We start from the raw sequence: 24645 nt of genomic DNA, 5'->3' as shown, positions 1-24645 counted from the left end.
TCACCGCCGGGTAAGCCTTAGGGTCAATCATTTCTCTTACGCGGACTACGCAGCTCGCCTCCTCATAATGGACCTGGCAATCTGCTCCGTCAAAAAAAGCCCGGAGCTTTTCACGAACAATTGCAAGGCAACCGCTCCCGCAGCGTATTCCGAGCGTAACGATGTCCATCTGGTCGGTTCGACCCCGATACAAGTTCAGGGCAAAAATGACTTTGTCGAATCAACGGGCTACCATTGGGACGCCCCCTGCTGGCATCGGCGAGCTTTTGAGGGTGCTTCGAACGGTGGCCCAGCCATTGCAGTATCTATTTTTCCATGCAGGGTTGAAGTTCAGCGGCCGCCGGCAGCGGCTCGCTGGATCGTTGGGCTGGACATGTACTGTCAAGCTTTGCAAGACTGCACTGCGCAGCTGCCACGACGGCGACCATCTCTCCCGTTTCCGCCTCGATGCCCGTCTCCTCAAACCCAAAACTAGCGTAGAAGTCTCGTGCCTTCAAATTCTCTGGCTTGTACGAGATAAAAATACGTCTTGCATTCGCGTCTGAGCGGATCTCGGCCATAAGGAGCGCGAATGCTTGACGGCCGTAGCCCCTGCCCTGAACGCTCGCATCCACCATGAAACGCCAGATGCCATATTCACCTGGCGGGTCCTCGCACTCTTCTGGAACGAGATACATGAGAAATCCCACAAGTCGCTCGTCAGCGTAGATCGATCGAGGACGCAACGCTGGATTGAAGCTGGCTTCCGCTATCGAGTATGAGTTGCTCGCTAAATAGGCTTGCTGATGCTCTAGTAGCCGAAGATCGGCGACCTCGTCCAAGTTCTCCCGGGTAACCGCCCTTAAGGTGATTTTCATTTGTGTCTCGCTTTTACGCATACAAAAGGTTGATCTGCTGTGGAAAAATTAGACGCTTTTGAGCGCGAGTTTTTGGTCAATAATCCCTTAGCAGATGGAGGATGACCATGAAGCGAAAACATTTTCCTGCGGAACAGATTGTAGCCGTTCTGAAGCAAGCGGAGCTGGGCATGCCGGTCGGTGATATCGTCCGGCAACTCGGCATTTCTGAACAGACCTTCTATCGGTGGAAGAAGCAATATGCTGGCCTGCAATCGGAGGGTGTCCGCGAATTGAAAGTCCTGCAGGACGAGAATGCGCGCCTGAAGAAGCTGGTGGCTGAGCTGAGTCTGGACAAGGCGATTCTGCAGGATGTCGCGTCAAAAAAGTGGGGCGGCCCGCGCCAAAACGTGAAGTGGTCGAGTACATCATCGAGCACTACGGGCTGAAGCTGGCGCGGGCATGCCGTCTGATCAAGCAGGTGCGCAGTACACAGTACCTGACTTCGAAGAAGGATCCTAAACTGGCCTTGCGACAGCGCCTGCGCGAGTTGGCGCAGGTGCGTGTACGCTTGCATCATGTTCACAGCGATGACCAACGTGGAATTGAGCGGGGCGCTTTAGCGCATCCGCTCGAATGGAGGGTTATGCGACGCGCGTGAACTTGCCACGAATGCCCTGCCCCCATCGCGTCCGCGAAAGCGCCCATGCGAACAGCAGCATAAAGCAAGCGGCTCCCCTTGCCGCAAACGGTGGCGCTGCCACCCGCCCAAACGCCACCGCGAGCCGCGCAGCCAGATTTGGCGGCGGCCCAGAAGACAAGCGAAGTGGAGGAAGCGCGCATCACAGTCAAATTCAAAGCGGGGTATAACGTTGTGCTAACCGGCGGCTGGAGCGCGCAGCGCGTAAGCCGTCCGGTTGAGCGGGAAGTTGGACACGCGTGTGAACTCGCAGCGAATGACCAACCGATTGCGCATCCGCGAATGCGCCCGTAAAAACGCCAGCATACCGCACCGGCTCGCGCTTGCCTAAAGTGGTGGTGCCGCCAAGGGCCCAATCGCCACCGATAGCCATGGAGGGCGAGTAGCGGGCCTTGGAGCCAAGCGAAGAAGACGAAGCGTGCATCATGTTCACAGCGATGGCCAACGTTCAAGGTAACTGGAGGTCGGAACGCGCAGCGTGGAGACCGTCCAGTTGACCGCAGGGTTGGGCGAAAAACTCACGCATGGCGAAACAGGAACCACAGCAAACAAATAACAACGACGCCAATTACGGGGACAAAGACACGAATCAAACGAGCGAGCCTTTGCTGCACCTTCGATGCCTGTTCTATTGCAGCTCTTTGTGCAGCAATAGATTCGCCGGCGTTACGGCGGTATTCCTCAAGATGTTGCCGTTGCAGATCTCGTATCTCGACAAGCAATGACTCGATTCGTGGGTTCTCCAATCTATGCCTCTTCTTTAGCTAGGCCCAACGTAAAGTCGACGTCATTCTGACGTTTTCCAAAATATTAACATGAGACCTAATCACGAAAAAAGAGTCGCTATCCGGGAAAGAAGTCTGCATCCGCACAATTTAACCTTCCTAAACCATGAGAAATTACTTCAATCCGAAGGAAATCTACTGAAAGCTGCCGACCAATCAGCGCAGCTACAACCCTTTCACCTTCTGATACCCGCTACGGCTGACTGGAACCTTGCGGCCATCCTTTAGCACGGCGCAGTGGCTGTCTTTGGTGGACTGCTCGATGCGCTCGATGCGCTCCACGTTGACGATCCAGGAACGGTGCAAGCGCACAAAACGGGTCTGGTCAAGCTGCTCTTCAAGTTCTGACAGCCGCTGGTTCTTCAGGTAAGGCTTGCCCTCGGCCAGGATCTCGACATAGTCGTCCTGCGCTTCGATGGAGTCGATGCGTTCTGCGGCAATCACATGTACGCGCGAGCCGTCGCGTATCAATACGCGCTCCAGTGGGCCATTGCGTGTCGCCGCTTCGGTCGCCATCTGCGTCACCGGTGGACGTTCGCTGCCCAGGCGCGTGCGTACATGGGCCACAGCCTGGTCCAGCCGTTCCTGCGGATACGGCTTGAGCAGGTAATCAATTGCATGCACCTCGAACGCCTTCAAGGCGTATTGGTCGTAGGCCGTGGCGAACACATAGTGCGGTTTGCTGCCGGCCAATTCCACCACTTCAAAGCCATCCAGCTTGGGCATCTGTATATCGAGGAACACCACATCAGGCTCCAGTTCGGCAATCGCCTTCACGGCCTCGAAACCGTTCCCGCATTCGGCCACGATCTCCACGTCGGCGTGGGCTCGCAGGTACTCCCGCATGACGCCGCGGGCCAATTCTTCATCATCGACAATGATGACGCGCATGATTCAGGACTCCTTCGTCTCGGCGGGTAGCGTCAGGGCTACCCGGTATTTATTGCTTTCATGCGTGCAGTGCACGCTGGCCAAATGGCCGTAGGCCGCCGCCAGGCGTTCCCGCACGTTGACCAGGCCAATGCCGTTGCCCTTGCGGGGCGGCGTGTCCGGGTCGGTATCGTTTTCCACATCGACCTTCAGCTGCGAGCCTTCGCGGCGGGCTCCAACGCGCACCGTGCCGCCTTCCGGCATGCCGCCGATGCCGTGCTTGACGGCGTTTTCCACCAGCGGCTGCAGGATCATCGGCGGCAGCAGGCATGGCAGCGCTGCTTCGTCCACATCCTGCTCCACGCCTAGCCGCGCGCCGAAGCGCACTTTTTCAATCGCCAGGAAGTGGCCGATCAGGCGCACCTCCTCTTCCAGCGTGATCTTGCCCTGCGCTTCAATGCCCAGGCTTTGGCGGAAGAAGTCCGACAGGCGCTGCGTCATGTCGCGGGCGCGTTTGGCGTCGATCGAGGTCAGCGCGCTGATCGAATTCAGGCTGTTGAACAGGAAGTGCGGGTCGATCTGGGTGCGCAGCATGCGCAGTTCCGCGTCGCGCGCCAGCAGCTTGGATTCCAGTTCGCGCTGCTCCGCCTGGCGCGCCCGGACAAATTCACTGACCAGGTAATTCAGGCTCGCCAGCAAGCCGTACATCAAAATACCGAGCGAGAACAGCAAAGCTGTCAACTGCGGGCGGATCGCAATGCCCTGGGCGCCGAACGATTCGGCCCCGACATTCCAGATCCGCATCAGGAATACCCACAGGAAGCCGGCCCATACCGCCGCAGTCAGCATCGACACCAGGATCACCGCCGGGCTGCGTTCGCGCAGCGGGTTGGCCTTGCACATATAGTAGGCCGAAAAGCCGGCGCCGACGGAGAACAACAGGGTCACCGGCACTGCAAACAGCATGGCACGCAGCCAGGGTTCGTCGCCCAGTTGCGCCACTGCCCCGCCCAGGCCGATACCCAACAGCAGCCACACTGTCAGGTACAGCAGCGCGCCGCTGCGGCTGGTCAATACGCGCTGCATCAGTTGCGGATTTCCAGGCCGCCCATGATGACGGTGCCGCGGATGACCAGGCGCTTGCTGTTGTCCTTCGGCTCCATGGTCTTCTCTTCGAAGCCACCCAGGATAGGCGTGCCTTCCAGCTCCACCGTCCAGTCGGTTGGTACTTTGACCGAAATGCCGCCCATCAGGGCAAACACGTTCAGTACTGCGGTGCCGTTCAGCGATGCGGTGCGCATGTCCAGGTCGATGCCGCCCATGATGCTGGTCAGGTCGCCGCCGCGGAAGTCCTGCGTGGTGACCTTGCGCTGGAAGCCGCCGAGGATGGCCGTCAATTCCAGCACGCGCTCGCTGGTTTCGCCTTCCGATACGCCGAACAGGGACGTGTCGTCGGCAAAGCCGCTGGCTGCCGTGCTTTCGCTGTCCGGTTGCTTGCGGCGCTTGCTGGCACGGAACACCATCATCAAGCCCAGGCCGATAATCCCGATCGGGAAGATGACCTTCCAGCTGATATGGATCAGTCCCAGGCCTTTCAGCAGCGACAGGGCGCCGAAGCCGATCATGAAAATGCCGGCCACTGCTGCCCCACTGCCGCGCCGTGGCGCTTGCGCCAGGGTCGAGGCGCCGAACACCATCAGGATGATGGGCCAGAAGTGCACCCGCATGTCGAGGTCGATCCAGCCCAGGTTATCGATCAGGAACAGGAAGCCGGCCGCGATGACGCCGGCGCCGATCAGCATCTGGGATGCGGTGTTACGTTCGCGATGGCTGCGGTTGCGCATTATTGGTTCTCCTCTTTATTGGCGGTGTATTTAATCACAACTGGCTGCAGCAGCAGGCAGATGCCGGCGATGATGACCAGGATGGGCCAGCTATTGTGGAAGGTCAGGCCCCAGACATGTTCGAGGGACGCATAGAACCAGCCGGCGAAGGCGATATGGCACAGGCCATCGACTGCATGCTTCGGCGTGGTTGGCGGAATCAGCTTGATGGCGCCGAACGCCATGCCCAGGAAAGGCCAGTAGCGCCACAGTTGGCCGATTGGCGGAATCTGGATATCGGTCAGGAACAGCACGCCGATGGCGATCACGATCAGGCCCCAAAGCAGCTGGCTGCGCGATTGCATTTCTTTGCTCATTTCTTGCTCCCCGTTGATTGGATGAATGAACAATACCGGGGTGCGAATGGCGGCGAAACGGCTTTTCGGTGAACGGCGGTGGCGTCTCGGTGAATGGCGAAGATTTCAGCGAATGGCGAAAAAAAACCCGCCGGGCGGCGGGTTAGTGTGGGTTACGGGGGTCTAGCGCCCGGTTTCCATCTTCGGCTCGAACAGCATCAAGCCCCAGCCCAACTGACGGCGAATCTCCTCTGGCGATGGAGGGGGTTTGACTGCTTGCGTACGACGTTCGAGGTACTCCCTTACCACGTACTTGGATGGGTGGTTGGTCTGGGTCATGATAGGCCTCCGTATTCTGTTTTTGGGCCGGTTGCCTCGCTGCGGCGGAAGCCGGCCAGGGTCTGTGGTAGATGAGCGCTGGGCGCTTCGATCACGGTTCCATCATATTTCCCGGCCTCGTTGGACACGGTGCGTTTGCTCACAATTCCCCCGTCAGTTCGGCTCTTGTTCCTGTCGGAATCGGACTACGAAGTGTGGCTTGAAAGTCTTGCGGTCTCGAGCACACAAAAATTTTTCTCTTGACGTTTGCCAGCGCTTTGCCCGCGCCCCGCGAGTGCCGTTGAGCTTTGTGCGCTTGAAAACATACACACTTCATTAATGAACTAATCACAGGAGGGGGTGGGCTATATTGGTCGTCGTTGGTAAGCAGGAAAGGTTATGTTTTCAGCAGGCCACTGACGATATAACCGGGCAATCTCTTGCAGGCTGACACCGCTTCACCTTCACAACAACATTACTCAAGGGGTATTAACATGAAGAAAGCGTTTCTTAGCAAGGTAGCCGGTACACTGATGCTGTCGGCGGGGCTGTTCTCCAGCTCCGGCGCGATGGCACAGACAACTTTGACCTTTGATGCTGCGGGCAATGCCATCTTTGGCGCCCTCCACGCTACAGCCGGGGACTACATCGACACCTATCTCTTCTCGGTGGATACCAACGCCACTTATGCGAGCGGTAACGTGGTGGTCGGTAAAACCTGGATCGATGGTTCCCGCCTGGCGAACTATGGCATCACTGGCATCCAGTTCTTCAAAGTTGAAGCAGACAGCAGCCAAACCTCCCTGGCAACGACGTTTGACACGTCGTCCGGCATCGAATTCTTCCCGATCGATGCCCTGATGTCGGGCAATTACGGCTTCACGGTCACTGGCAGCACCGCCATTGCAGGGCTGGGCGGTTCCTATGCCGGTAACCTGGGCCTGGCGGCTCCTATTCCGGAACCTGCTACCTATGCGATGCTGCTGGTAGGCGTTGGCCTGCTGGGCCTGGCTTCCCGTCGCAAGTCCAACGACAAGCTGGGCTAAGCCGCAACCACTCCCCCCGTGGAAACCCGCTGCGGCGGGTTTTTCATTTCTTCTTGCCGGCCTCGGGCACGGGCTTCGAATCAGCAACGCCAACATCCTTGGTGGCCACCACCTGGGCTACATACGGGCCTGGATCGGCACATGCAGGCAACGCTGCCGATGGTTTGCCGACGCTGCCTTTCGTCTTGAAATAGTGGGCTGCAACGCGATCCTGCGCCAGGCAAAGCTTGTAGGCGGCGACCTTGTCGGTCCAGCCTTGCTTGTCCTTGGCCGCCGCAGCGGTGGCCTTCTGCTCTTCGGTAGGTGCCGGCAACCTGGCTTGCACAGCGCAGCAGGTGACCAGCAGTACCAGTGCAAATATGGGCTTGTTCACGGCTTGCTCCTCATACGGTCTTGGGCGCGGGCGGCGGCACCACCTCGCCATCGTGTTCGGGGGCGCGCACCCGTGGCACTTTTCCATCCACTATCTCCTGGTACCAGATGTCATGGTGTTCACGTGCCCAGGCGTCATCCACATACCCTTCGCGCATGGCTTTGTAGGCGCCTTGCATGCCAATGGTGCCGAGGTAGATGTGGCCAAGTGCGAAGCCCATCAACAGCACGGTGGCGGTAATGTGCAGCAGGTTTGCACCCTGCATCATGAAGCGGGTGTATTCGAGGTTGGGTACCAGCTTGTCGAGCACGAAGCCGGAACCGCTGGCAAGCAGTCCAAGGAAAGTGACGCCGCCCCAGAACCAGAGCTTTTCGCCGGCATTGAAGCGGCCGGCCGGGGCGAGCCCTTTTCCGAACATGCCGCCCAGCTTGGCCAGCCATTTGAAATCGGCCAGGATCGGAAAATTGTCCTTCACGAACAGGATGAAGGTGATGATGATCGAAACCGTGAACAGCGGCCCGATGAAATTGTGGATGGTTTTCAGGGCGTAGGTCAGGTAGCCGAACAGGCCGTGGCCGATGATGGGCATCAGGATGAATTTACCGAACATCATGCACAGCCCGGAAACAGCCAGCAGCACGAAGGTGATGGCCGTGGTCCAGTGCACGAAACGCTCGGTTGGCGTGAAACGCTGGATTTTGCGGCCCGTCGGCGGCGAGTGCACCTTGATCGGGCCTTTGATGAAGTACATCGCGGCGATTGCGGCGAGCACGCCGAGGATCAACCACCCGCCGATGCCGATCATGGGGCCATTGCGGAACCGCCGCCAGGCTTCGCCGGCCGTCGTCGCCACCGGCTGGCCAGGCAATTGCGCCTTGGGCTGGATCAGGACTCCCGCTTCCGGGTAAGGCAAGCTGCTGTAATGCGCCTCCCCTGCCACGACCTTGCGCCATACCGGCGCATTGTTGCCGGGCTGGTCGCGGGTCCGTTCGGCCTGGTTTTGCTTGAGGATGTCCACCGACTCAACGCGCGGTGCCGCGGCCGGCGCCGGCACGTCCGCTGCGAGTGTGGTGCCGGCGGCGAGTGCCACGGCCAGCATTGCCCACCATCGTTTCATGGCAAACCTCCCTACCGGTTGGTCTTCACGTACTCGTTCTGCAGTTGCCCGCGTTCGCGCACCTGCTTGTCCCAGGAAGCCTTGTCGCCGGGAGTCCAGCCTTTGGCCACCTGCGCCGTGCCGGCGCCTTTATATGAAGGCGCATCGCCGCGATTCACCGCACTGCCCTGCTTCGACTGCGACACCTCGCCGCAGCCGGCCAGCGCCAGCAGCGCTATCAGGTAGAGCTTCATGATTTCGCCTCCGGTTTGCCGTAAGCAGTACCCCAGCCCCAGACTTCGCTGCCCTTGCCGCGCGTGACAACGCGGGTGCGGAAGATATCCGCCACCACATCGCCATCGCCGCCCAGCAGCGCCTTGGTCGAACACATCTCCGCGCAGGCCGGCAGCTTGCCTTCGGCCAGACGGTTGCGGCCGTATTTCTCGAACTCCGCCTGCGAGCCATTTTCTTCCGGGCCGCCGGCGCAGAAGGTGCACTTGTCCATCTTGCCGCGCAGTCCGAAGGTCCCGTTGGACGGGAACTGCGGCGCGCCGAAGGGGCAAGCATAGGAGCAGTAGCCGCAGCCGATACAGGCATCCTTGTTATGCAGCACCACGCCTTCCTCGGTGCGGTAGAAGCAGTCCACCGGGCATACCGCCATGCAAGGCGCATCGGAGCAATGCATGCAGGCCACCGACACCGATTTTTCCTGCCCGATAATGCCGTCGTTGATGGTCACCACCCGGCGCCGGTTCACGCCCCAGGGCACTTCGTGCTCGTTCTTGCAGGCCGTCGCGCAGGCGTTGCACTCGATGCAGCGCTCCGTGTCGCATATGAATTTCATCCGTGCCATGGCAATCTCCTCAGCCGGCGAAGCGTTCGATATTGCAGATGGTCGTCTTGGTCTCCTGCATCATGGTGACCGAGTCATAGCCGTAAGTCGTGGCCGTGTTGACCGCCTCGCCGCGCACAATCGGCGCCGCACCTTCCGGGTAGTATTCCAGCATGTCCTTGCCCTGCCACCAGCCCGAGAAGTGGAAGGGAATGAAGGCGGTGTCCACGCCCACGCGCTGCGTCACCAGCGCCCTGACCTTGATCCGTGCTCCGGTCGGCGTCGATACGATCACGTATTCGCCGTTGCGGATGCCCCGGTCCGCGGCGGCCTTCGGATTGATTTCAACGAAGTTCTCCTGCTGCAGTTCGGCCAGCCATGGGTTGGAGCGCGTCTCTTCGCCGCCGCCTTCGTACTCCACCAGGCGCCCGGAAGTCAGGATGATCGGGAATTTCTTCGCCAGGCCGTCGTCGACCGCCTTCTGCTGCACGGTCTTGTACAAGGTCGGCATGCGCCAGAAGGCCTTCTTGTCCTCGTGGGTTGGATACTTCGCCACCAGGTCGGGCCGCGTGCCGAACAGCGGCTCGCGGTGCAGCGGCACGGGATCGGGGAAATTCCACACCACGGCACGCGCTTTGGCATTGCCGAAGGGGTGCACGCCGTGCACTTTCAGGCACACGCGCTGGATGCCGCCGGACAGGTCGGTCTTCCAGTTCTTGCCTTCCGCCGCCAGCTTTTCGGCATCGGTCAGTTCGTCCCACCAGCCCAGCTTTTTCATCAGCAGGTGGTCGAATTCCGGATAGCCGGTGGTAATGTCGGCGCCTTTGGAGAACGAACCGTCTTCTGCCAGCAGGTTGACGCCGTCCCGCTCCACGCCGAAGTTGGCGCGGAAGTTGCCGCCGCCATCCATCACGTGCTGGCTGTTGTCGTACAGGTTGGCTGAGCCGGGGTGCTTGAGTTCCGGCGTGCCGTAGCAGGGCCATGGCAGGCCGAAATAGTCGCCGGTCAGGTCGTAGCCCGTCTCGGCGTCCTTGCCGCCTTTGCAGCGCAAGGTCTTCACGTCGAACATCTGCATATTGCGCATGTGCGCCTTCAGCCGTTCCGGCGACTGGCCGGTGTAGCCGATGGTCCAGCTGCCGCGATTGATCTCGCGCAGCATGTCCTCCGGCTCCGGCTCCATCATATTGCCCTTGCCAGGCACCAGCTTGATCTTGGCCACCAGCTGCTTGCCGAAGCCCAGCTTCTCAGCCAGCTGGTACATGATCATGTGGTCGGTGCGCGATTCAAACAGCGGCTCGATCACCTTTTCACGCCATTGCACCGAGCGGTTGGAGGCCGTCACCGAACCGGACGTTTCGAACTGCGTCGCGGCCGGCAGCAGGTAGACGGCGCGGTTCGGATTGACCTCCTGCCCTTCTACCTTCATTGCAGCCATGGCGGCCGTGGCGGATGGATACGGGTCGATCACCACCAGCATTTCCAGCTTGTCCATCGCCTTCTTCATTTCCAGCCCGCGGGTTTGCGAATTTGGCGCGTGGCCCCAGAAGAAGACGGCCTTGACGTTGCTGTCCTGGTCGATCAGCTCATTTTTCTCGAGCACCGCATCAACCCAGCGCGACACCGTCGTGCCGGATTTCTCCATCATGGCTTGCGAGGCGAACTGGCTCTTGACCCACTCGTAATCCACGCCCCACACCGCGCACCAGTGCTTCCATGCCCCCGCAGCCAGGCCGTAGTAAGCAGGCAGCGAATCAGGATTGGGGCCGACGTCGGTTGCGCCTTGCACATTATCGTGGCCGCGGAAGATATTGGTGCCGCCGCCGCTCTTGCCGACGTTCCCCAGCGCCAGCTGCAGGATGCAGGAGGCGCGCACGATCGCATTGCCGATCGAGTGCTGCGTCTGGCCCATGCACCAGACCACGGTGGACGGGCGATTCTTCGCCATTGTCTCCGCCGCCTGCAGTACCTGGGCTTCCGGTACGCCGCAGGCCTCTTCCACTTTATCCGGCGTCCACTTGGCGACTTCCTCCCGCACCTTGTCCATGCCATAGACGCGGGCCGCAATGTATTCCTTGTCTTCCCAGCCGTTCTTGAAGATATGCCACAGCATCCCATACAGGAAAGGAATGTCGGAGCCGGAGCGGATGCGGATGTACTGGTCCGACTTGGCCGCCGTGCGCGTGTAGCGTGGATCAACCACGATCATCTTGCAGCCGTTCTCCTTCGAATGCAGCATGTGCAGCATCGACACCGGGTGCGCCTCGGCAGCATTGGAGCCGATATACATGGCCGCCTTGGCGTTCTGCATATCGTTGTAGCTGTTGGTCATGGCGCCGTAGCCCCAGGTATTCGCCACGCCGGCCACCGTCGTCGAGTGGCAGATGCGCGCCTGGTGGTCGCAGTTATTGGTGCCATAGAAGGACACAAACTTGCGCAGCAGCGCGGACTGCTCGTTATTGTGTTTCGACGAACCGACGAAGAACACCGAATCCGGGCCGTCCTTCTTTTTCATGTCCAGCAGCTTGGCCGAGATTTCCTGCAAGGCCTGGTCCCAGGGGATGCGCTGGTATTTGCCGTTCACCAGCTTCATCGGATATTTCAGGCGGTACTCGCCGTGGCCATGCTCGCGCAGCGCGGCGCCCTTGGCACAGTGCGCGCCAAGGTTGATGGGCGAATCGAATACCGGCTCCTGGCGGATCCAGATGCCGTTCTCCACCACCGCATCGACCGCGCAACCCACCGAACAGTGGCTGCAGACCGTGCGCCGCACGACCTGCTTGCTACCGCTATCAACAGCGGCAGGTTCCTTGGCCTGTGCCTTGCGCATCAGCGAAAGCTGCGTCGCGGCCAGCCCCACGCCGACACCAATGCCGGAGCGTTTCAGGAATGCGCGCCGGTCCATCGTCGGCAGGGCCCGCGCCAGGCTGCCTTCCAGGCTCGATGCAAAACGTCCGGGCGCACGGGGGCCGGCAGGCCCTTTACGTGTAAGGAGCATCATGTGGCCCTCCACTCAGATCTTGGTGGTGCGGTAGTACTTCTGGATATGTTCGGTGAGGCGATAGCCGGAACCGGGAGGTGGTTCCGCATCCGCAGGCGGCGTCGTACCGGGCGGGCTGCTGGCTATTTTCGCGGCGATGCCGGCAGCGGCCAAAGCCCCCATGCCAGTGAAAAAAGACCGTCTTCCAGAGTTGGATTGCGTCGACATCATGGTCTCCCTTAGCCAACAACAGTTAGTCTTTTAACACTAGCACAAATAATTTAACAATGCAGCAACGCTCAGTCCATATCAAACGCCTGGGTTTCCACTTCGACGAAGCTGCGCGCCAGGCCGGCGACTGCACGATAGTAAGTTGCCCCGGGATGCGCATCGATAGCGTCGAAAAGCTGGCCCGCCCACGGTTGGATATGGGCAGCAAAAAATTCCTTCTGTGTTGCAATGCTGCCATGCAGCAAGCGCATTGCGTCGCACAGGGCGGCGAAGTGGTCTTCGCTTTCCGACAGGTGTTCGGAGCGCTCCAGGCCCAGACGCGCCAGGTCTTCACGCAGCGCTGCCAGCGGTTTCTCCATCAGGAAACCGGACATGTAGTAGGAGCCGTACAGCATGATGTCCGGCTTGCCTACGCCGATGAATAACGACTCGTATTCTTCGCGTGCGCGCTCGGCATTTGTTTTACTGCTGGCTGATTGCAGGCCGCGCCAGCCGTCGGCCAGCACACCATCGCCTTCGATGGCGGCGCCTACGATCAAATCCAGCACAGCTTGCGATGGCGGGCCGTAGAACAGCATGGAAAGTACGCCGTACAGCTCGGAACGCGCATATTCTTCGTCTTCGGTCATTGGCGTTTCACCTCAAAGATGGAGACTTCTTTTTCGGGCTGCATCATGTCGATAACGCGGCAATCGGGGCACATGCGCAGGCGGTCGAGGTTGCCGGAGAAAGCGCCGTGGCCGGCGAGTTTGCTGACCATATTTTCCACCATCTGCAAAGTGCCGAAGGGTTTTTGACACTTGATGCAATGATAGGGCTCGGCCTCATTGATGGCGCGCGCTTGCTTTGCCGTCGCACCCAGCGCGAGGCGCGGCTGCAGGCTCAGTGCCTGCTCGGGGCAGGTTTGAACGCACAGGCCGCATTGCACGCAGTTCGACTCCGTGAAGCGCAGTTGCGGCAACGATGGATTGTCGGACAGCGCGGACTCGGGGCAGGCGCCGACGCAGGCCATGCAAAGCGTGCATTTGCCCGTATCGATTTCAACCGCCCCGAATGGTGCGCCTGGTGGGAGGGCTATGCAGTCCTGCGGCGTTGGCGCGTGCCGGGCCAGGTGCGTGAGCGCGAAGTCCAGCGTTTCCCGCTTCGCTGCTGCGACGTGGAAGGTGGCTGCCGGCAGCGCAGGCAGGCGCTCGGCGGTGGCGGCGAAGCGCTGCAGTTCACGCTCCAGTTCCGCTGCGTCGCGCACGCGCAGCAAATGGAGTCCGGTACCGCTGTAGCCCAGGCCATCAATGATCGCCTGCGCGAACGTCATCTGCTGCGCGAGCGCATCCAGGTACTGCGGCGCCTCGCAGCCAGAAGACAGCAGCGCCACGTCAACCGCACCATACGCAACCGCGGCAAGCCACAAATCCATCCCCACCGATGCCACATGATGAACAGGCAGCGGCAGCACGCGCGCCGGCATACCGCGCGCCGCGCCCGCAGCCGCAAGCTGCCCGAGTTCTCGTACGAGCGCGCTGCCCTCCTCGTCGTTATGCAAGAGCAGCGCTGGCCGCTGGCCGCCAGCCCGGGCGTAGGTCGCCAGCATGGTGCGTGTCCGCTCGCCAGAATCAGGGGCGCGCGGCCACGCATATGTCAGCGCGCCGGATGGGCACACAGTCGTACAAGCGCCGCAGCCTGCGCACAGTTGCGGCGACACCTTGATATGGTCGCCCGCACTGGAAATAGCCTCCGCCGAGCAGATATCAATACAGGCATTGCAGCCCGGCTGCTTGCTTCGGCTATGCGCGCAAATGCTCTCTTTATACTGGAAGAAGCGCGGCTTGCTGAACGTGCCGACCAGCTCCAGCATCCGCATCGCCGCCAAGGCGGCCGCAGCCTCATCGCCGGCGGGCGCAAAATAGCCTTGCGGCAGCTGGTGCATGCGCAGCAATGGCGTGTCGCCCAAATCGAATACCAGGTCGAATTCACCGCTGCGCTCTTTCTCGACGCGTTCGAAATCGATCGCCGCCACTGCACCACAGGCCGCGACGCAATCGCGATGCGAACCGCAGGCATCGAGGTCAACCTGGTAGGCCAGGCTGATCGCGCCTTCCGGGCATGCTTTTACGCAGGCATTGCAGCGCGTGCACAATTCAAGGTCGACAGGATTGGATTGCTGCCAGCTCACCTGGAACGCGCCAAGCCAGCCTTGCAGGCGAGGTGCGCTGCCGCTGAAAGTCGGCCACGAGTGGCCGGCAAGCGCCGCATCGTCGCCATCGGTGAACAGCACGCTCACCTGCAGCTGCCGCTCCAGCTTGCGCGCCCACGGCAGCACGCGCCGCGCCGGGCCAAGCAACAGCACGCGGCCTTCGGATTGGTATTCAACCTCCGGCACCGGTTCGGGATCAGGCAGGCGGGCAGCGGCCAGCAAGGCCGCCATTTTGGGCGTGGTGTGATGCGCCTCCTCGCTCCAGCCGCTGGTCTCCCGCAGATTCACAAACCGCAGCGGCGCCACCGTCGACTTCATCTCCGCCAGTTCGCGGAACAGCGGCTCTTCCTGCGTACACCCGACAACGATGCGCTCCGTGCCTTCCAGCGTTTGCAGGTACTGGTTGACTTCACGCCGGCAAAGCTGGCTGGAAACCGGCAGCGCTCCCTCCCCCAAGGCGCTGCCGATGGCTGCGCCGTCCATTGGCATGGTGTTGTTGCAGTTACAGATCCTCGTCTTTTGGCTCATCGTTTTCTTCCGCCGCGAATTCGCGCGCGATCAGGTCCTTGGCGTGGTTGAGGGCTGCCACCATCAGGGGCGTCAGGGGTTCGAATTTGTTGTAGTCGTCGATGTAGGTGTCCAGGCCGTCCATTACGTTGAAACGGGGATCTGCAAACAGCTTCTTCAGCGCTGCGCGGCGCACCGTTTCATCGACACCTCGTGCAACGAAAGGGGTGAAATCGGAGTCGGCCGTCAAGCTCGCCACCTGTTCAAGGGTTGGTGCCGGTACCGCAGCATCGGCAGGAACCTCGGTGGCGGCAGGCTCCTGTGCCACTGGTTCTTGGCGAGCCTCTGTCTTGACGCGCGACCAACGTGAGAAGAAAGTCTCAGCGGCCATGGCGTCCCTCCCCTTCGGCCCGCGCCATCTGCTGGACGGCCGCACCGCCTTCGAACGAAGGCCGGCGACGCTTGCCCTTGGGCTCCGGGCGGTAATACTCCGCCACGAAAGCACCAAGCCGCTCGACAATCGAAGCAGGCAACGGCAAGGTATCTACCTGCTCGCCACCATCCATCAGCCGCGCCGCCTCGTTATATGAAAGCGTTACAAACTGCGGTACGGCAGCCTCGCCTTCCAGGCGCCACATGATGAACCAGCACGGCGCACCCGAATCCAGGTTCAGGAAGTAGCCTTCCGCCTCGTCGGAATACAAGCGCATCGACAGGCCAGGGTAAAGCCACAAGGTCTCGGAAGGATCATCCCGCAAACAACGCGGCGCGCCCGCCGGCAAAGGCGACAACACGACCTCCGCCGGCAGCCACTGGAATGGCTGCCATATGCTCTTCAATGGTTTGCGCTGCATGACGACAGCGAGACTGAGTTCGTCTGTTTCCACTGGCATTGTCCTTGCTTAGGAAGTACAGCCATACTGCACCAAATCTAGTAACATGCGCAACATTCTTAAAACTAAGCACAGGAGAACTTATGCACCGCAACACAGCCAGAAACTTCATTTTCGCCCTGTTTGCATTCCTGCTGGCCTTTAGCGCCCACGCAGAGAAGCTTCCAAATATCACCATTCTTGCCACCGGCGGCACTATTGCCGGCTCCGGCGCCACTTCCACCACCACTGTCGGCTACACCGCAGCCACAGTTGGCGTCCAACAATTGATTAACGCCGTACCGGAACTGTCCAAGATCGCAAACGTCAGCGGCGAACAAGTGTTCCAGATCGCTTCCGAAAGCATGACCAATGATCACTGGCTGACCTTGGGCAAGCGCGTCAACGCCCTGCTGGCGCAGCCGAACGTCGACGGCGTCGTGATCACCCATGGCACCGATACCCTGGAAGAGACCGCCTACTTCCTGAACCTGGTGGTCAAGTCGCGCAAGCCGGTTGTGCTGGTTGGCGCCATGCGCCCGGGTACTGCCCTGTCGGCTGATGGCCCGATCAACCTGTATAACGCGGTATTAATTGCCGGCAGCCAGGATGCAATTGGCAAAGGCGCGCTGGTAGCACTGGGCGATCAGATCCACGGTGCCCGCGACGTTACCAAGACCAATACCTCGACGCCGGACTCCTTTAAAACCCCGGAATTGGGCATGCTGGGTTACGTGCAAGGTCCTAAAGCCTTCTTCTATCACACCACCATCCGCAAACATACCGTCGACACCGAGTTCGATATTTCGAACCTGAGCGCCCTGCCGCAAGTCGATATTGTTTATGGCTACGCCAATATGAATCCAGTCGCGCTGAATGCCTTTATTGCCGCAGGCGCCAAAGGCATTATCCACGCCGGCACCGGCGATGGCAGTGTGGCGGCGAAAGTAAAACCTGACCTGGTGGCAGCGCGCAAAAGCGGTACCGTCATCGTTCGTGCCAGCCGCGTTGGCAATGGCATCCTGGCCCGCAATGGCGAAGCCAATGACGACGAACTGGATTTCGTGGTCGCCGACACCCTGAGCCCGCAAAAAGCCCGCATCCTGCTGATGCTGGGCATGACCAAAACTTCGAATACCAAAGAACTGCAGCGCATGTTCTACGCGTATTAATTTCTTTGCGTGCAGCGCGCCAACTATTGGCGCGTTTGCACCAATTTCCAGTCTAGCGATCCAGCGCCCGCCCAGCAGCGGCAAGCACCTGCTCCGTGAGCAGTTCCAGCTTCGGCGACTGGATCCGCCAAGAGTGCCAATACAGGTGGATATCGAGATATTTACCCGGCACTAAATCCACCAGTTCTGCCGATTCCAGCAAGGATTTATATTGCTGGCGCGGCAGCATGCCATAACCCATTCCAAGCCGGATGGACTCGACAAACGGATCGCTGGAAGGCACGTAATGGACCGGATAAGCCCCCGACGGCAAACCCAGCTCACGCTCGATAAATATCGCCTGTAACGAATCTTTACGGTCAAAAAACATCACCGGCGCTTTGCGCGCGGCTTCGCGGTTGAATCCATCTGGGAACCAGTGTTTAGCGAAATCCGGCTGGGCCAATAAGCGATAACGCATGAAACCCAGATGCTGCGAGCGGCAGCCACGCATCGGTTCGGGCTCGCTGGAAACACCTGCCAGCACCAGCCCCTTTTCGAATAGCGAATAAGTGTGGTCCTGGTCGTCGAGGATTATCTCCAGTTGGATATTTTCTCGATTCAGGAAAGAACTCAATTCAGGCAGGAACCAGGTGCCAAGCGTGTCGTTATTCACCGCGACTGGAATACGGGGCGGCATCGCCTCGTCCGCCTTTAAATCGGCCATGAATTCCTGCTCCATCAACCTGCTGCGGCGCAGGTATTGCACCAGCCTTTGCCCCGCGCTGGTCAGGCGCACTGGCCGGCTGCGAATCAGCAAAGGTGCGCCGACCGCAGACTCCAGCCCGCTGACCCGCTGCGACACGGCCGATGGCGTCAAGTGCAGGGCCGCCGCAGCCTGCTCGAAGCTGCCGGAATCAATCACCGCCAGCAAAGCCTCGCCCTGCCGCGCATCTGGAATCGCCATTTCCGTCCTTTAGCAAAATTAATGAATACTGAATTATATTAATGCAGCTTCATTTCCAAGGCCTGCGGCGGCAAAATTTCGGCTCCACAACAGGAGAAGCAAAATGCAGAGTTATGTGAACGGATTGGGGCTCGGTGCGAGCCTGATCATGGCCATCGGTGCCCAGAATGCACATGTGCTGCGGATGGGCATCAAGCGCCAGCATGTGGCGCTGACGGTCGCCGCTTGCATCGTGATCGACGTCATTCTGATTGCGCTGGGCGTCGCCGGCGCCGGGGCGATGATCCAGGATTCAGCGCTGTTGCTGGCCGCTGCGCGCTGGGGCGGCGCCGCCTTCCTGGCCTGGTATGGACTACGCAGCTGGCGCTCGATGCTGACGCCAAAATCGCTCGCCATCGACGCTACCGCGGCAGCGCCGGACGCCAGGCAGGCACTGGCCAGCATAGTCGCCCTCTCCCTGCTGAACCCGCACGTCTACCTCGACACGGTCGTACTGCTGGGCTCCGTCGGCGGCAGCTACCCGGACGGCCAGCGCCTCGGCTTTTCAGCAGGCGCCATGACAGCCTCGCTGCTGTGGTTTACAACGCTGGGGCTCGGCGCCACCCGCCTTGCCGGCGTATTGGGCCGGCCGCTGGCCTGGAAATGTATTGAAGGGTTGACCGGCGCCGTCATGCTCACGCTCGCGGCTGGCCTCGTTACGAGTTAGTATTTTGCATGCTCATCCTTTATGCCGGAACGATCTTCCTTAGTGCCTTCCTGCTGTTCCAGGTCCAGCCCATCATCGGCAAGATGGTATTGCCCTGGTTCGGCGGCTCGGCAGCGGCATGGACGGTTTGCATGCTGTTTTTCCAGCTCACCCTGCTGCTGGGCTACCTGTATTCCCACCTTGGCGGCCGCTACCTGGCGCCGCGCCGGCAAGCCTGGCTGCACGCCAGCCTGCTGCTCGTGGCAGCACTGATGCTGCCGATCATCCCGGCCGATAGCTGGAAGCCTGCCCCCGGCGGTGATCCCGCCTTCCTACTGCTGGGCTTGTTAGCTGCGACCATCGGACTGCCCTATTTCCTGCTCTCCACCACCGGACCGCTGGTCCAGCACTGGTTTGCGCAAGAACGGCCGGGAAGCCTGCCATACCGCCTGTTTGCCCTGTCCAATCTCGCATCGCTGCTCGGCCTGCTGAGCTACCCCCTGCTGTTCGAACCGCGCTTCACGCTGAAGGAAATGTCGACCTTCTGGTCGGCAGGATTCGGACTGTTCGCGGTGTTTTGCGGCGCGCTGGCACTGAACGGTGGCGGCCGCAATGCAGCACCCCGGGGGGAAGACGCTGAAGCGGGCACGCCAATCGCGCGCGACAGCCTGTTCTGGTGCGGCTTGGCCGCCGTGCCGACCGTAGTGCTGATGTCAGCCACCAGCCACCTCACCGCCAACATTGCCCCGGTGCCGCTGCTGTGGGTACTGCCCCTGGCCATTTACCTGCTGACCTACATCCTCTGCTTTGAAAGTACGCGCTGGTACCGCCGCTGGCTTTTCCTGCCACTGATGGCCACCCTGACGCCAGTGTTGATCGCCTGCAGCACCTACCCAAGCCTGATGCCCTCCGGGATCATGTGGCCGACCTTGCTGTTCTGCCTCGCCATCTTCGTGTATTGCATGGCCTGCCATGGCGAACTCGCTCGGCTGAAGCCGCCGCCAGCGCAACTGACAGCGTATTTCCTGACGATCGCCCTTGGCGGCGCCATCGGCGGCATATTCACCGGCCTGGTTGCCCCGCACGTCTTCAACGACGATTATGAACTGGCCTTGTCCTGCATTGCGGCCGTTTGCATCGTCGGCGCCGCCAGCGTGTATCGCCAGCCCAACCTTGCCTCGCATTCCCGCCCCATCAAAGCGGCGGTCGTTTGCACCACACTGCTCGGCGTAATGTGGGCCGCCAATGCCATCTCGCCGTCCACACCCACGATCAAGGGCCGCAATTTCTACGGCACGGTCAAGGTAAAGGATACCGGCAGCGGCAAAGAGCGAGTCCGCCAGCTGACCCACGGCGTCATCATCCATGGACGGCAGTTCCTTGAGCCGTCGCGGCAGCATTGGCCCACAACTTATTTCGGCAATGCCGGCGGCGCCGGCATCGCCATTGCGGCCAGCCGGCACGGCGGCCCGCAACACGTCGGCATCATCGGCCTTGGAATTGGCACGATGGCGGCATATTGCCGTCCCGGCGACGTATACCGCTTCTATGAAATCAATCCGCTGGTCGTGCAGTTTGCCAACGAACACTTCACCTTCCTGCGCGATTGCCCCGCAAGCAAGCAGGTAGCCGTGGGCGACGCCCGCCTGGTGATGGAAGCCGAGCCGGCGCAGCAGTTCGACGTGCTGGCGGTCGACGCCTTTTCGGGCGATGCCGTGCCAGTCCACCTGCTGACGCAGGAAGCATTTGCCATCTACTTCCGAAGCCTGAAACCAGGTGGCGTGCTGGCCGTTCATGTATCCAACCGCTACCTCAACCTCGTCCCCGTCGTGAACCAGGCTGCCGACGCATTCAAGCGCACTGCGTATCTTTCCGACAGCGGCTCCGACGACGCGCGTGGCCTCAAGGCATCCACCTGGGTGCTGGTCGGCCAGCGCGAACAGCTGGCGCGTTTTACCAGCCTCCGGCAACTGCCTGCCGCGCCGGACGTGCGGCCGTGGACTGACGATTACAGCAGCCTCCTGGGAATCATGAAATAATCGTCAAGCATTTAACTGACCGAAAGGAATTGACGATGGACGTAGTGAAGATTGATATCGGCCTGTCCGACGACAGCCGCGCACGCATTGCCGATGGCCTGTCCCGCCTGCTGGCCGACAGCTACTCGCTCTACCTGATGACCCACAACTTCCACTGGAACGTGAAGGGTCCCATGTTCAATTCCCTGCACCAGATGTTCATGACGCAGTACACCGAACAATGGACCGCGCTGGACATGATCGCAGAGCGCATCCGCGCATTGGGCTACCCCGCGCCGGGCACCTATGCCGAATTCGGCAAGCTGGGCACGGTCAAGGAAGTGGCCGGCGTGCCTAAGGCCATGGACATGGTGCGCCACCTGGTCTCCGCCCAGGAAACCACTGCGCGCACCGCCCGTTCGCTGCTGCCGGTGGTGGACGAAGCCAACGACCAGCCTACCGCAGACCTGCTGACCCAGCGCCTGGACGTGCACGAAAAGACTGCGTGGATGCTGCGCAGCCTGCTGGAAGAATAAGCCTCAGGCCATCCTGTCCGAAGTAATGATGTGCTCACCCGGTTGCGGGTGCATTGCCGCCTCGAACATGGCGCGCGCAATGTGCCCGGCCGGGTTGATGCGCCACGCCCGCGGCAGTACCGGGCCAAGCACAGACAGGATCGGCACCAGGATTTTCTCGCCGAGCCGGAATTCTTCGCGCGCACCGCCAATCAAGCCGGGCCGCGCTATCACCAGCGTTTCAAACCCCAGCGAGCGCACACCGTGCTCCACCTCTCCCTTCACGCGGTTATAGAAAACGCTGGAACCCGCATCCGCGCCCATGGCTGAATTCAGCACGAAAACCGGCGTTCCATGCTGGCGCGCCAGGCGCGCCACCGCCATTGGATAGCTATAGTCCACTTTGCGGAAGGCCTCCTGCGAGCCGGCGACCTTGATGGTCGTGCCCAGGGTGCAAATCACAGCATCGGCCTGCCACCAAGGCTCCAGCGCCGGCAAACGATCGAAGTCTACGATCGGCGCCACCAGTTTCGCATGCGGCTCCAGCCGCCGCCGCGAAGGCGCAACGACTTGCGCAACAGCCGGCGAGGCCAGCGCCAGCTTCAACACTTCGCGGCCGACAAGGCCGCTCGATCCCACCAACAGTAAATTCTTCATGGACTGATAGTATCAGTCTGCATTCCAGGCTGCGTGATTCCCGGATTCCATCACTGTCCACGCGACCTCAATTTCCGATGAGAGTCCCAACTGGTCCGGCATTCGATAACCGGTTACGCGCATGCACAAGCTGCGATGGGTCGACGATAAGGAATTCACGCGCGAGCGAATCGTCCAGGTGGACTGGTCTACGATCAGTACATCGCCTTTATCAAGCGCCATAAGGCATTGCCCGGCGGTCCAGGTCAGCGCACGGATCCGATCGCCTGTGTCGATCTGCGCGATCATTTGCCCATACTGCGCGTTCCAGACGTAGGCATGCCCAGCCGAGCCAGCGCCCACAATGAACTTGCCATCGGGCGACCATGAAAGAAGGGGCAGGCTCACTGGTGTCCGGCACAACTCGCGCGACGTGGTCCCGCGCCAAAGCACAATAGTGTGATCTTCTGCCGTCGTGGCGAACGCATCACCGGATGGGGCGCATGCCAGGCTTAATATATGGCCCCGGTGGGCACGTGTTGTGTGGACCGTCCCTGATGATCGGTCCCAAATGGCAACAACGCTTCCGGAACACGAAATGATGAACCGATCGCCTGCCGACCACGCGAGGCAATGAATGCGTTCCTCATGACTGTTCGCTAGCACGGGAACAGTGCAGCGCCCGCTGTCCGCTTCCAGGATGCGAACAGTACGATCATCGCTGCCAACGGCGATGTATTGCCCATCACGTGAAAATGCCAGGCATCGAGCATATTCATCGAGTCCTTCACGCCGCTTTTCGACGATACGAACGTCCTTCCCGCCCCAATCCTCGGAGGCGCCCTCCACGACCGTCGTCCCTTCGAACGTCCATTGATAGCGCCCCTGTTTCAAGTCATACAAAACGACTGTGCGAGCAATGCTGCCTACCGCCAGCTTTTCCCCATCCTGCGACACTGCCGCACATTGCACGCGCCATTGATGCGCTCTCAGAATTGAAGTCGATTTCGCAGCTGATTCGCGTTCGGCATGAATTTCAATGGTTTGGTCGGTTGAGCCCGTCGCAATTGATTGGCCATCGGGCGACCAGGCCACTGCCCGGACAGATCCTGGACGCTCTGAAATCCTGGTACCAGCAGGTGCCGCGAGGCCGCTCGAAAAAGGCATAGGCGCCGTGCTTATGGCCTCAGCCTTCGGCATCGCCGAAATGGCTATTCGAACGGCGGTCCGGTCTGACGACCCTACGACGATTTCATCGGAAGTTGGCGACCAGCTGCAGCCAAGAAGGGAGTCACGCGCCACTTTCGCGGCACGGACAATCCGCCACGTGAGCGTATCAATGATGGCCAGGTGTCCCGCTATGGTGCCCGCCGCGATCCATTCGCCAGACGGTGCCCATGCCAGGCAAATTACCTGCGCCCGATCTTGTTCCTGTTGGTGAAACAAAGCGGCAATTTTGACGGTTGCATGTCTTGCCCCGTCGCCTGCGCGCCAGACCTGGACAAAACCATCGGAGCCTCCACTCGCCACGTATTGGGAACAGGGCGATGCTGAAATTCCGCGCACCCGTGCATCGTGCGCCGAGAGGCGAAACAATTCTTCCGGGCTGCCAGGGTGAAAAATACGAACCGTTCCGTTTGCGTATCCACAAGCTAACCATTGCCCGTCGCCCGACCACGTAATGGCACGCGCCCAATCGTCACCGCCATTCCACTGTCGCCTGAGCGAACCATTGGGAAAATCCCAAATCTTTGCGCTGCCATCCGCAGAACACGAGGCGATGTATTTCCCATCCGGCGACCAACAGACAGATTTCACCGAATCCTGATGCGCCACCACCGTCAGGAGCAAGTCTTCTCCTTCGTGGCGCCATATGCGTACAGTGTTGTCGTCGGAGGCAACAGCGAGATAGCGGGAGCACGGGCTGAAGGCAAGCGCATTGACTTCGTTGGGACGCCAGGCCGCAATATTGAGCAGGTATTGCTGACGATGCCCCGCTTGACCGGGATAAGCGCTTGCAGCGCTCACTATCTGTACTGGCTCTGCACGGGGCACCAGTTCGTCAATAAACTGCTTCACTTTCAGGTACTGCAAGGCGCTGCTGGAAGCTGGCTTACAGATGCTGATGTGATTTTCATCCAGCGGGATTGGAATGACACCCTCAATTCCTGGATCAGATGAAGCCTCATCGACTACGATCACCGGGCCGCAGGGCAATTTTTCTGAAAAGACCAGCAGCTGGCAACCGATGCGTTTTACATTATTCCGAAACCATAGATTTAATTGCCGAAGGCCGGCGCTGTTCAGCTCCAGATCCCGGATTGCGGCCGAGGGACGCAGCCCTGGGAGGAAAGAACCCAGATCAGCCAGGCGTGATCCGGTATTGGGCGTAGCGAGAAGAACGATGCCCCTTGTCGATTTGCTGATGGCCCGCCACGGCGTCTGGGACAGGTCTTCCGCAAGCCGCAACATTTGTTTCACCAACAAACCGCCCAGGCTATGTGCGACAAAAATAATAGGCAACTTACCGATATTGTGCGCTTCTAGCAAAGTGAGGACATTTTGCGCGCGGTCGCCGAGAGGCATTGCGGAACCGGTCCAATCGCTTTTCGCTGCCGGATAGCCCAATGACCAGATCCCCACATGCTCCATTTCACTGCCCAGCACCTCAGGCCATGAAAAGTCCGGCCGGCGCCAGGTTTCAATTGGATCGCCCCCTAGTCCATGCACGAAAATCACGTCAGCTGTGCGGCCGGCAGTGCAACCCTTGAGTGGATGAAGCTGCGAAGTCATTGCCATGATTCTCGCCCATTGTGTTTTAAACACTATGGCACAATGGTTGACAGCGATGCAACGAAAT

25 protein-coding genes and 1 pseudogene are annotated in these 24645 nt (G+C 60.3%); 6 read left to right on the top strand and 20 right to left on the bottom strand.

Annotation, left to right across the window (positions count from 1 at the left end; all coding sequences use genetic code 11):
- Positions 1 to 305 precede the first annotated feature (305 nt).
- Positions 306 to 857, bottom strand: coding sequence for a GNAT family N-acetyltransferase (locus ASD07_RS03815; protein WP_055925566.1), 552 nt, complete (start codon positions 855 to 857; stop codon positions 306 to 308).
- Between the two features lie 107 nt (positions 858 to 964).
- On the opposite strand from ASD07_RS03815, the pseudogene ASD07_RS03810 reads away from it, so the two are divergent.
- A pseudogene (locus ASD07_RS03810) lies at positions 965 to 1407 on the top strand (transposase); the annotation flags it as partial.
- 647 nt (positions 1408 to 2054) lie between these two features.
- On the opposite strand, the gene ASD07_RS31580 reads toward ASD07_RS03810, so the two are convergent.
- From ASD07_RS31580 to ASD07_RS31350, 6 genes are all read right to left on the bottom strand, one after another.
- Positions 2055 to 2282, bottom strand: coding sequence for a hypothetical protein (locus ASD07_RS31580; protein ID WP_156397853.1), 228 nt, complete (start codon positions 2280 to 2282; stop codon positions 2055 to 2057).
- A gap of 204 nt (positions 2283 to 2486) precedes the next feature.
- Positions 2487 to 3212 carry a LytTR family DNA-binding domain-containing protein gene (locus ASD07_RS03800; protein ID WP_055925560.1) on the bottom strand — a complete coding sequence of 242 codons (726 nt, stop codon included), beginning with the start codon at positions 3210 to 3212 and terminating at the stop codon, positions 2487 to 2489.
- Positions 3213 to 3215: 3 nt separating this feature from the next.
- Positions 3216 to 4277 (bottom strand): sensor histidine kinase, encoded by a 1062-nt coding sequence (locus tag ASD07_RS03795; RefSeq protein WP_055925557.1) that lies wholly within the window; start codon positions 4275 to 4277, stop codon positions 3216 to 3218.
- Complete coding sequence (locus tag ASD07_RS03790) at positions 4277 to 5035, bottom strand: LiaI-LiaF-like domain-containing protein (protein ID WP_055925554.1); 759 nt, start codon at positions 5033 to 5035, stop codon at positions 4277 to 4279. The genes ASD07_RS03795 and ASD07_RS03790 overlap by 1 nt, the downstream gene beginning before the upstream one ends.
- A complete protein-coding gene (locus ASD07_RS03785; RefSeq protein ID WP_055925551.1) occupies positions 5035 to 5391 on the bottom strand; it encodes a hypothetical protein in 357 nt (118 codons plus the stop codon). Before ASD07_RS03785 ends, ASD07_RS03790 begins: the two co-directional genes overlap by 1 nt.
- A 162-nt stretch (positions 5392 to 5553) precedes the next feature.
- On the bottom strand, positions 5554 to 5709 hold the full coding sequence (locus ASD07_RS31350; protein WP_165402243.1) for a hypothetical protein: 156 nt from the start codon (positions 5707 to 5709) through the stop codon (positions 5554 to 5556).
- Positions 5710 to 6182: 473 nt separating this feature from the next.
- Here ASD07_RS31350 and ASD07_RS03780 point away from each other — a divergent pair, with 473 nt between their 5' ends.
- Positions 6183 to 6734: an FxDxF family PEP-CTERM protein gene (locus tag ASD07_RS03780; RefSeq protein ID WP_156397852.1), complete on the top strand. Its 552-nt coding sequence runs from the start codon at positions 6183 to 6185 to the stop codon at positions 6732 to 6734.
- A 43-nt stretch (positions 6735 to 6777) separates the two neighbouring features.
- Here ASD07_RS03780 and ASD07_RS03775 read toward each other — a convergent pair whose 3' ends face one another.
- The 10 genes from ASD07_RS03775 to ASD07_RS03730 form a co-directional block, all read right to left on the bottom strand.
- Positions 6778 to 7107, bottom strand: a complete 330-nt coding sequence (locus ASD07_RS03775) for a hypothetical protein (RefSeq protein ID WP_055925545.1) — start codon at positions 7105 to 7107, stop codon at positions 6778 to 6780.
- Between the two features lie 10 nt (positions 7108 to 7117).
- Complete coding sequence (locus tag ASD07_RS03770; protein WP_055925542.1) at positions 7118 to 8224, bottom strand: formate dehydrogenase subunit gamma; 1107 nt, start codon at positions 8222 to 8224, stop codon at positions 7118 to 7120.
- Between the two features lie 11 nt (positions 8225 to 8235).
- A complete protein-coding gene (locus ASD07_RS03765) occupies positions 8236 to 8457 on the bottom strand; it encodes a hypothetical protein (RefSeq protein WP_055925538.1) in 222 nt (73 codons plus the stop codon).
- A complete protein-coding gene (gene fdh3B, locus ASD07_RS03760) occupies positions 8454 to 9056 on the bottom strand; it encodes a formate dehydrogenase FDH3 subunit beta (protein WP_055925535.1) in 603 nt (200 codons plus the stop codon). Before fdh3B ends, ASD07_RS03765 begins: the two co-directional genes overlap by 4 nt.
- A gap of 10 nt (positions 9057 to 9066) precedes the next feature.
- A complete protein-coding gene (locus tag ASD07_RS03755; protein ID WP_055926233.1) occupies positions 9067 to 12030 on the bottom strand; it encodes a formate dehydrogenase subunit alpha in 2964 nt (987 codons plus the stop codon).
- Positions 12031 to 12045: 15 nt separating this feature from the next.
- On the bottom strand, positions 12046 to 12243 hold the full coding sequence (locus tag ASD07_RS03750) for a hypothetical protein (RefSeq protein WP_229207052.1): 198 nt from the start codon (positions 12241 to 12243) through the stop codon (positions 12046 to 12048).
- Between the two features lie 68 nt (positions 12244 to 12311).
- Entirely contained in the window at positions 12312 to 12872 is a 561-nt protein-coding gene (locus ASD07_RS03745; RefSeq protein ID WP_055925532.1) for a molecular chaperone, read from the bottom strand.
- Positions 12869 to 14962: a 4Fe-4S binding protein gene (locus ASD07_RS03740; RefSeq protein ID WP_082507109.1), complete on the bottom strand. Its 2094-nt coding sequence runs from the start codon at positions 14960 to 14962 to the stop codon at positions 12869 to 12871. Before ASD07_RS03740 ends, ASD07_RS03745 begins: the two co-directional genes overlap by 4 nt.
- Complete coding sequence (locus tag ASD07_RS03735) at positions 14937 to 15332, bottom strand: DUF3306 domain-containing protein (RefSeq protein WP_055925526.1); 396 nt, start codon at positions 15330 to 15332, stop codon at positions 14937 to 14939. The genes ASD07_RS03740 and ASD07_RS03735 overlap by 26 nt, the downstream gene beginning before the upstream one ends.
- Positions 15322 to 15834, bottom strand: a complete 513-nt coding sequence (locus ASD07_RS03730; protein ID WP_082507108.1) for a DUF3305 domain-containing protein — start codon at positions 15832 to 15834, stop codon at positions 15322 to 15324. Before ASD07_RS03730 ends, ASD07_RS03735 begins: the two co-directional genes overlap by 11 nt.
- A gap of 83 nt (positions 15835 to 15917) precedes the next feature.
- On the opposite strand from ASD07_RS03730, the gene ASD07_RS03725 reads away from it, so the two are divergent.
- Positions 15918 to 16985 (top strand): type II asparaginase, encoded by a 1068-nt coding sequence (locus tag ASD07_RS03725; RefSeq protein ID WP_055925523.1) that lies wholly within the window; start codon positions 15918 to 15920, stop codon positions 16983 to 16985.
- A gap of 52 nt (positions 16986 to 17037) precedes the next feature.
- On the opposite strand, the gene ASD07_RS03720 is transcribed toward ASD07_RS03725, so the two are convergent.
- On the bottom strand, positions 17038 to 17931 hold the full coding sequence (locus tag ASD07_RS03720; RefSeq protein WP_055925520.1) for a LysR family transcriptional regulator ArgP: 894 nt from the start codon (positions 17929 to 17931) through the stop codon (positions 17038 to 17040).
- A gap of 103 nt (positions 17932 to 18034) precedes the next feature.
- Between ASD07_RS03720 and ASD07_RS03715 the strand changes: the two genes are divergently transcribed.
- The 3 genes from ASD07_RS03715 to ASD07_RS03705 are packed head-to-tail and all read left to right on the top strand — an operon-like array spanning position 18035 to position 21170.
- A complete protein-coding gene (locus tag ASD07_RS03715; RefSeq protein WP_055925517.1) occupies positions 18035 to 18637 on the top strand; it encodes a LysE/ArgO family amino acid transporter in 603 nt (200 codons plus the stop codon).
- Between the two features lie 8 nt (positions 18638 to 18645).
- The gene (locus tag ASD07_RS03710) at positions 18646 to 20655 is read left to right on the top strand and encodes a spermidine synthase (protein WP_055925514.1); all 2010 of its coding nucleotides are present in this window, start codon (positions 18646 to 18648) and stop codon (positions 20653 to 20655) included.
- Positions 20656 to 20690: 35 nt separating this feature from the next.
- A complete protein-coding gene (locus ASD07_RS03705; RefSeq protein WP_055925511.1) occupies positions 20691 to 21170 on the top strand; it encodes a Dps family protein in 480 nt (159 codons plus the stop codon).
- Positions 21171 to 21173: 3 nt separating this feature from the next.
- Here ASD07_RS03705 and ASD07_RS03700 read toward each other — a convergent pair whose 3' ends face one another.
- A complete protein-coding gene (locus ASD07_RS03700) occupies positions 21174 to 21806 on the bottom strand; it encodes an NAD-dependent dehydratase (RefSeq protein ID WP_055925507.1) in 633 nt (210 codons plus the stop codon).
- Positions 21807 to 21818: 12 nt separating this feature from the next.
- Entirely contained in the window at positions 21819 to 24584 is a 2766-nt protein-coding gene (locus ASD07_RS29900; protein ID WP_082507107.1) for a hypothetical protein, read from the bottom strand.
- Between the last annotated feature and the right edge of the window lie 61 nt (positions 24585 to 24645).

Source organism: Duganella sp. Root336D2 (genome assembly GCF_001425005.1).
Classification (GTDB): Bacteria; Pseudomonadota; Gammaproteobacteria; order Burkholderiales; family Burkholderiaceae_D; genus Rugamonas.
This window is presented reverse-complemented; position numbering and strand designations above follow the sequence as displayed.

Coding starts and splice junctions, on each gene's coding strand:
- ASD07_RS03815 (WP_055925566.1), bottom strand. CDS start 857: ATGAAAATCACCTTAAGGGCGGTTACCCGGGAGAACTTGGACGAGGTC.
- ASD07_RS03800 (WP_055925560.1), bottom strand. CDS start 3,212: ATGCGCGTCATCATTGTCGATGATGAAGAATTGGCCCGCGGCGTCATG.
- ASD07_RS03795 (WP_055925557.1), bottom strand. CDS start 4,277: ATGCAGCGCGTATTGACCAGCCGCAGCGGCGCGCTGCTGTACCTGACA.
- ASD07_RS03790 (WP_055925554.1), bottom strand. CDS start 5,035: ATGCGCAACCGCAGCCATCGCGAACGTAACACCGCATCCCAGATGCTG.
- ASD07_RS03785 (WP_055925551.1), bottom strand. CDS start 5,391: ATGAGCAAAGAAATGCAATCGCGCAGCCAGCTGCTTTGGGGCCTGATC.
- ASD07_RS31350 (WP_165402243.1), bottom strand. CDS start 5,709: ATGACCCAGACCAACCACCCATCCAAGTACGTGGTAAGGGAGTACCTC.
- ASD07_RS03780 (WP_156397852.1), top strand. CDS start 6,183: ATGAAGAAAGCGTTTCTTAGCAAGGTAGCCGGTACACTGATGCTGTCG.
- ASD07_RS03770 (WP_055925542.1), bottom strand. CDS start 8,224: ATGAAACGATGGTGGGCAATGCTGGCCGTGGCACTCGCCGCCGGCACC.
- ASD07_RS03765 (WP_055925538.1), bottom strand. CDS start 8,457: ATGAAGCTCTACCTGATAGCGCTGCTGGCGCTGGCCGGCTGCGGCGAG.
- fdh3B (WP_055925535.1), bottom strand. CDS start 9,056: ATGGCACGGATGAAATTCATATGCGACACGGAGCGCTGCATCGAGTGC.
- ASD07_RS03755 (WP_055926233.1), bottom strand. CDS start 12,030: ATGCTCCTTACACGTAAAGGGCCTGCCGGCCCCCGTGCGCCCGGACGT.
- ASD07_RS03750 (WP_229207052.1), bottom strand. CDS start 12,243: ATGATGTCGACGCAATCCAACTCTGGAAGACGGTCTTTTTTCACTGGC.
- ASD07_RS03745 (WP_055925532.1), bottom strand. CDS start 12,872: ATGACCGAAGACGAAGAATATGCGCGTTCCGAGCTGTACGGCGTACTT.
- ASD07_RS03740 (WP_082507109.1), bottom strand. CDS start 14,962: ATGAGCCAAAAGACGAGGATCTGTAACTGCAACAACACCATGCCAATG.
- ASD07_RS03735 (WP_055925526.1), bottom strand. CDS start 15,332: ATGGCCGCTGAGACTTTCTTCTCACGTTGGTCGCGCGTCAAGACAGAG.
- ASD07_RS03730 (WP_082507108.1), bottom strand. CDS start 15,834: ATGCCAGTGGAAACAGACGAACTCAGTCTCGCTGTCGTCATGCAGCGC.
- ASD07_RS03725 (WP_055925523.1), top strand. CDS start 15,918: ATGCACCGCAACACAGCCAGAAACTTCATTTTCGCCCTGTTTGCATTC.
- ASD07_RS03720 (WP_055925520.1), bottom strand. CDS start 17,931: ATGGCGATTCCAGATGCGCGGCAGGGCGAGGCTTTGCTGGCGGTGATT.
- ASD07_RS03715 (WP_055925517.1), top strand. CDS start 18,035: ATGCAGAGTTATGTGAACGGATTGGGGCTCGGTGCGAGCCTGATCATG.
- ASD07_RS03710 (WP_055925514.1), top strand. CDS start 18,646: ATGCTCATCCTTTATGCCGGAACGATCTTCCTTAGTGCCTTCCTGCTG.
- ASD07_RS03705 (WP_055925511.1), top strand. CDS start 20,691: ATGGACGTAGTGAAGATTGATATCGGCCTGTCCGACGACAGCCGCGCA.
- ASD07_RS03700 (WP_055925507.1), bottom strand. CDS start 21,806: ATGAAGAATTTACTGTTGGTGGGATCGAGCGGCCTTGTCGGCCGCGAA.
- ASD07_RS29900 (WP_082507107.1), bottom strand. CDS start 24,584: ATGGCAATGACTTCGCAGCTTCATCCACTCAAGGGTTGCACTGCCGGC.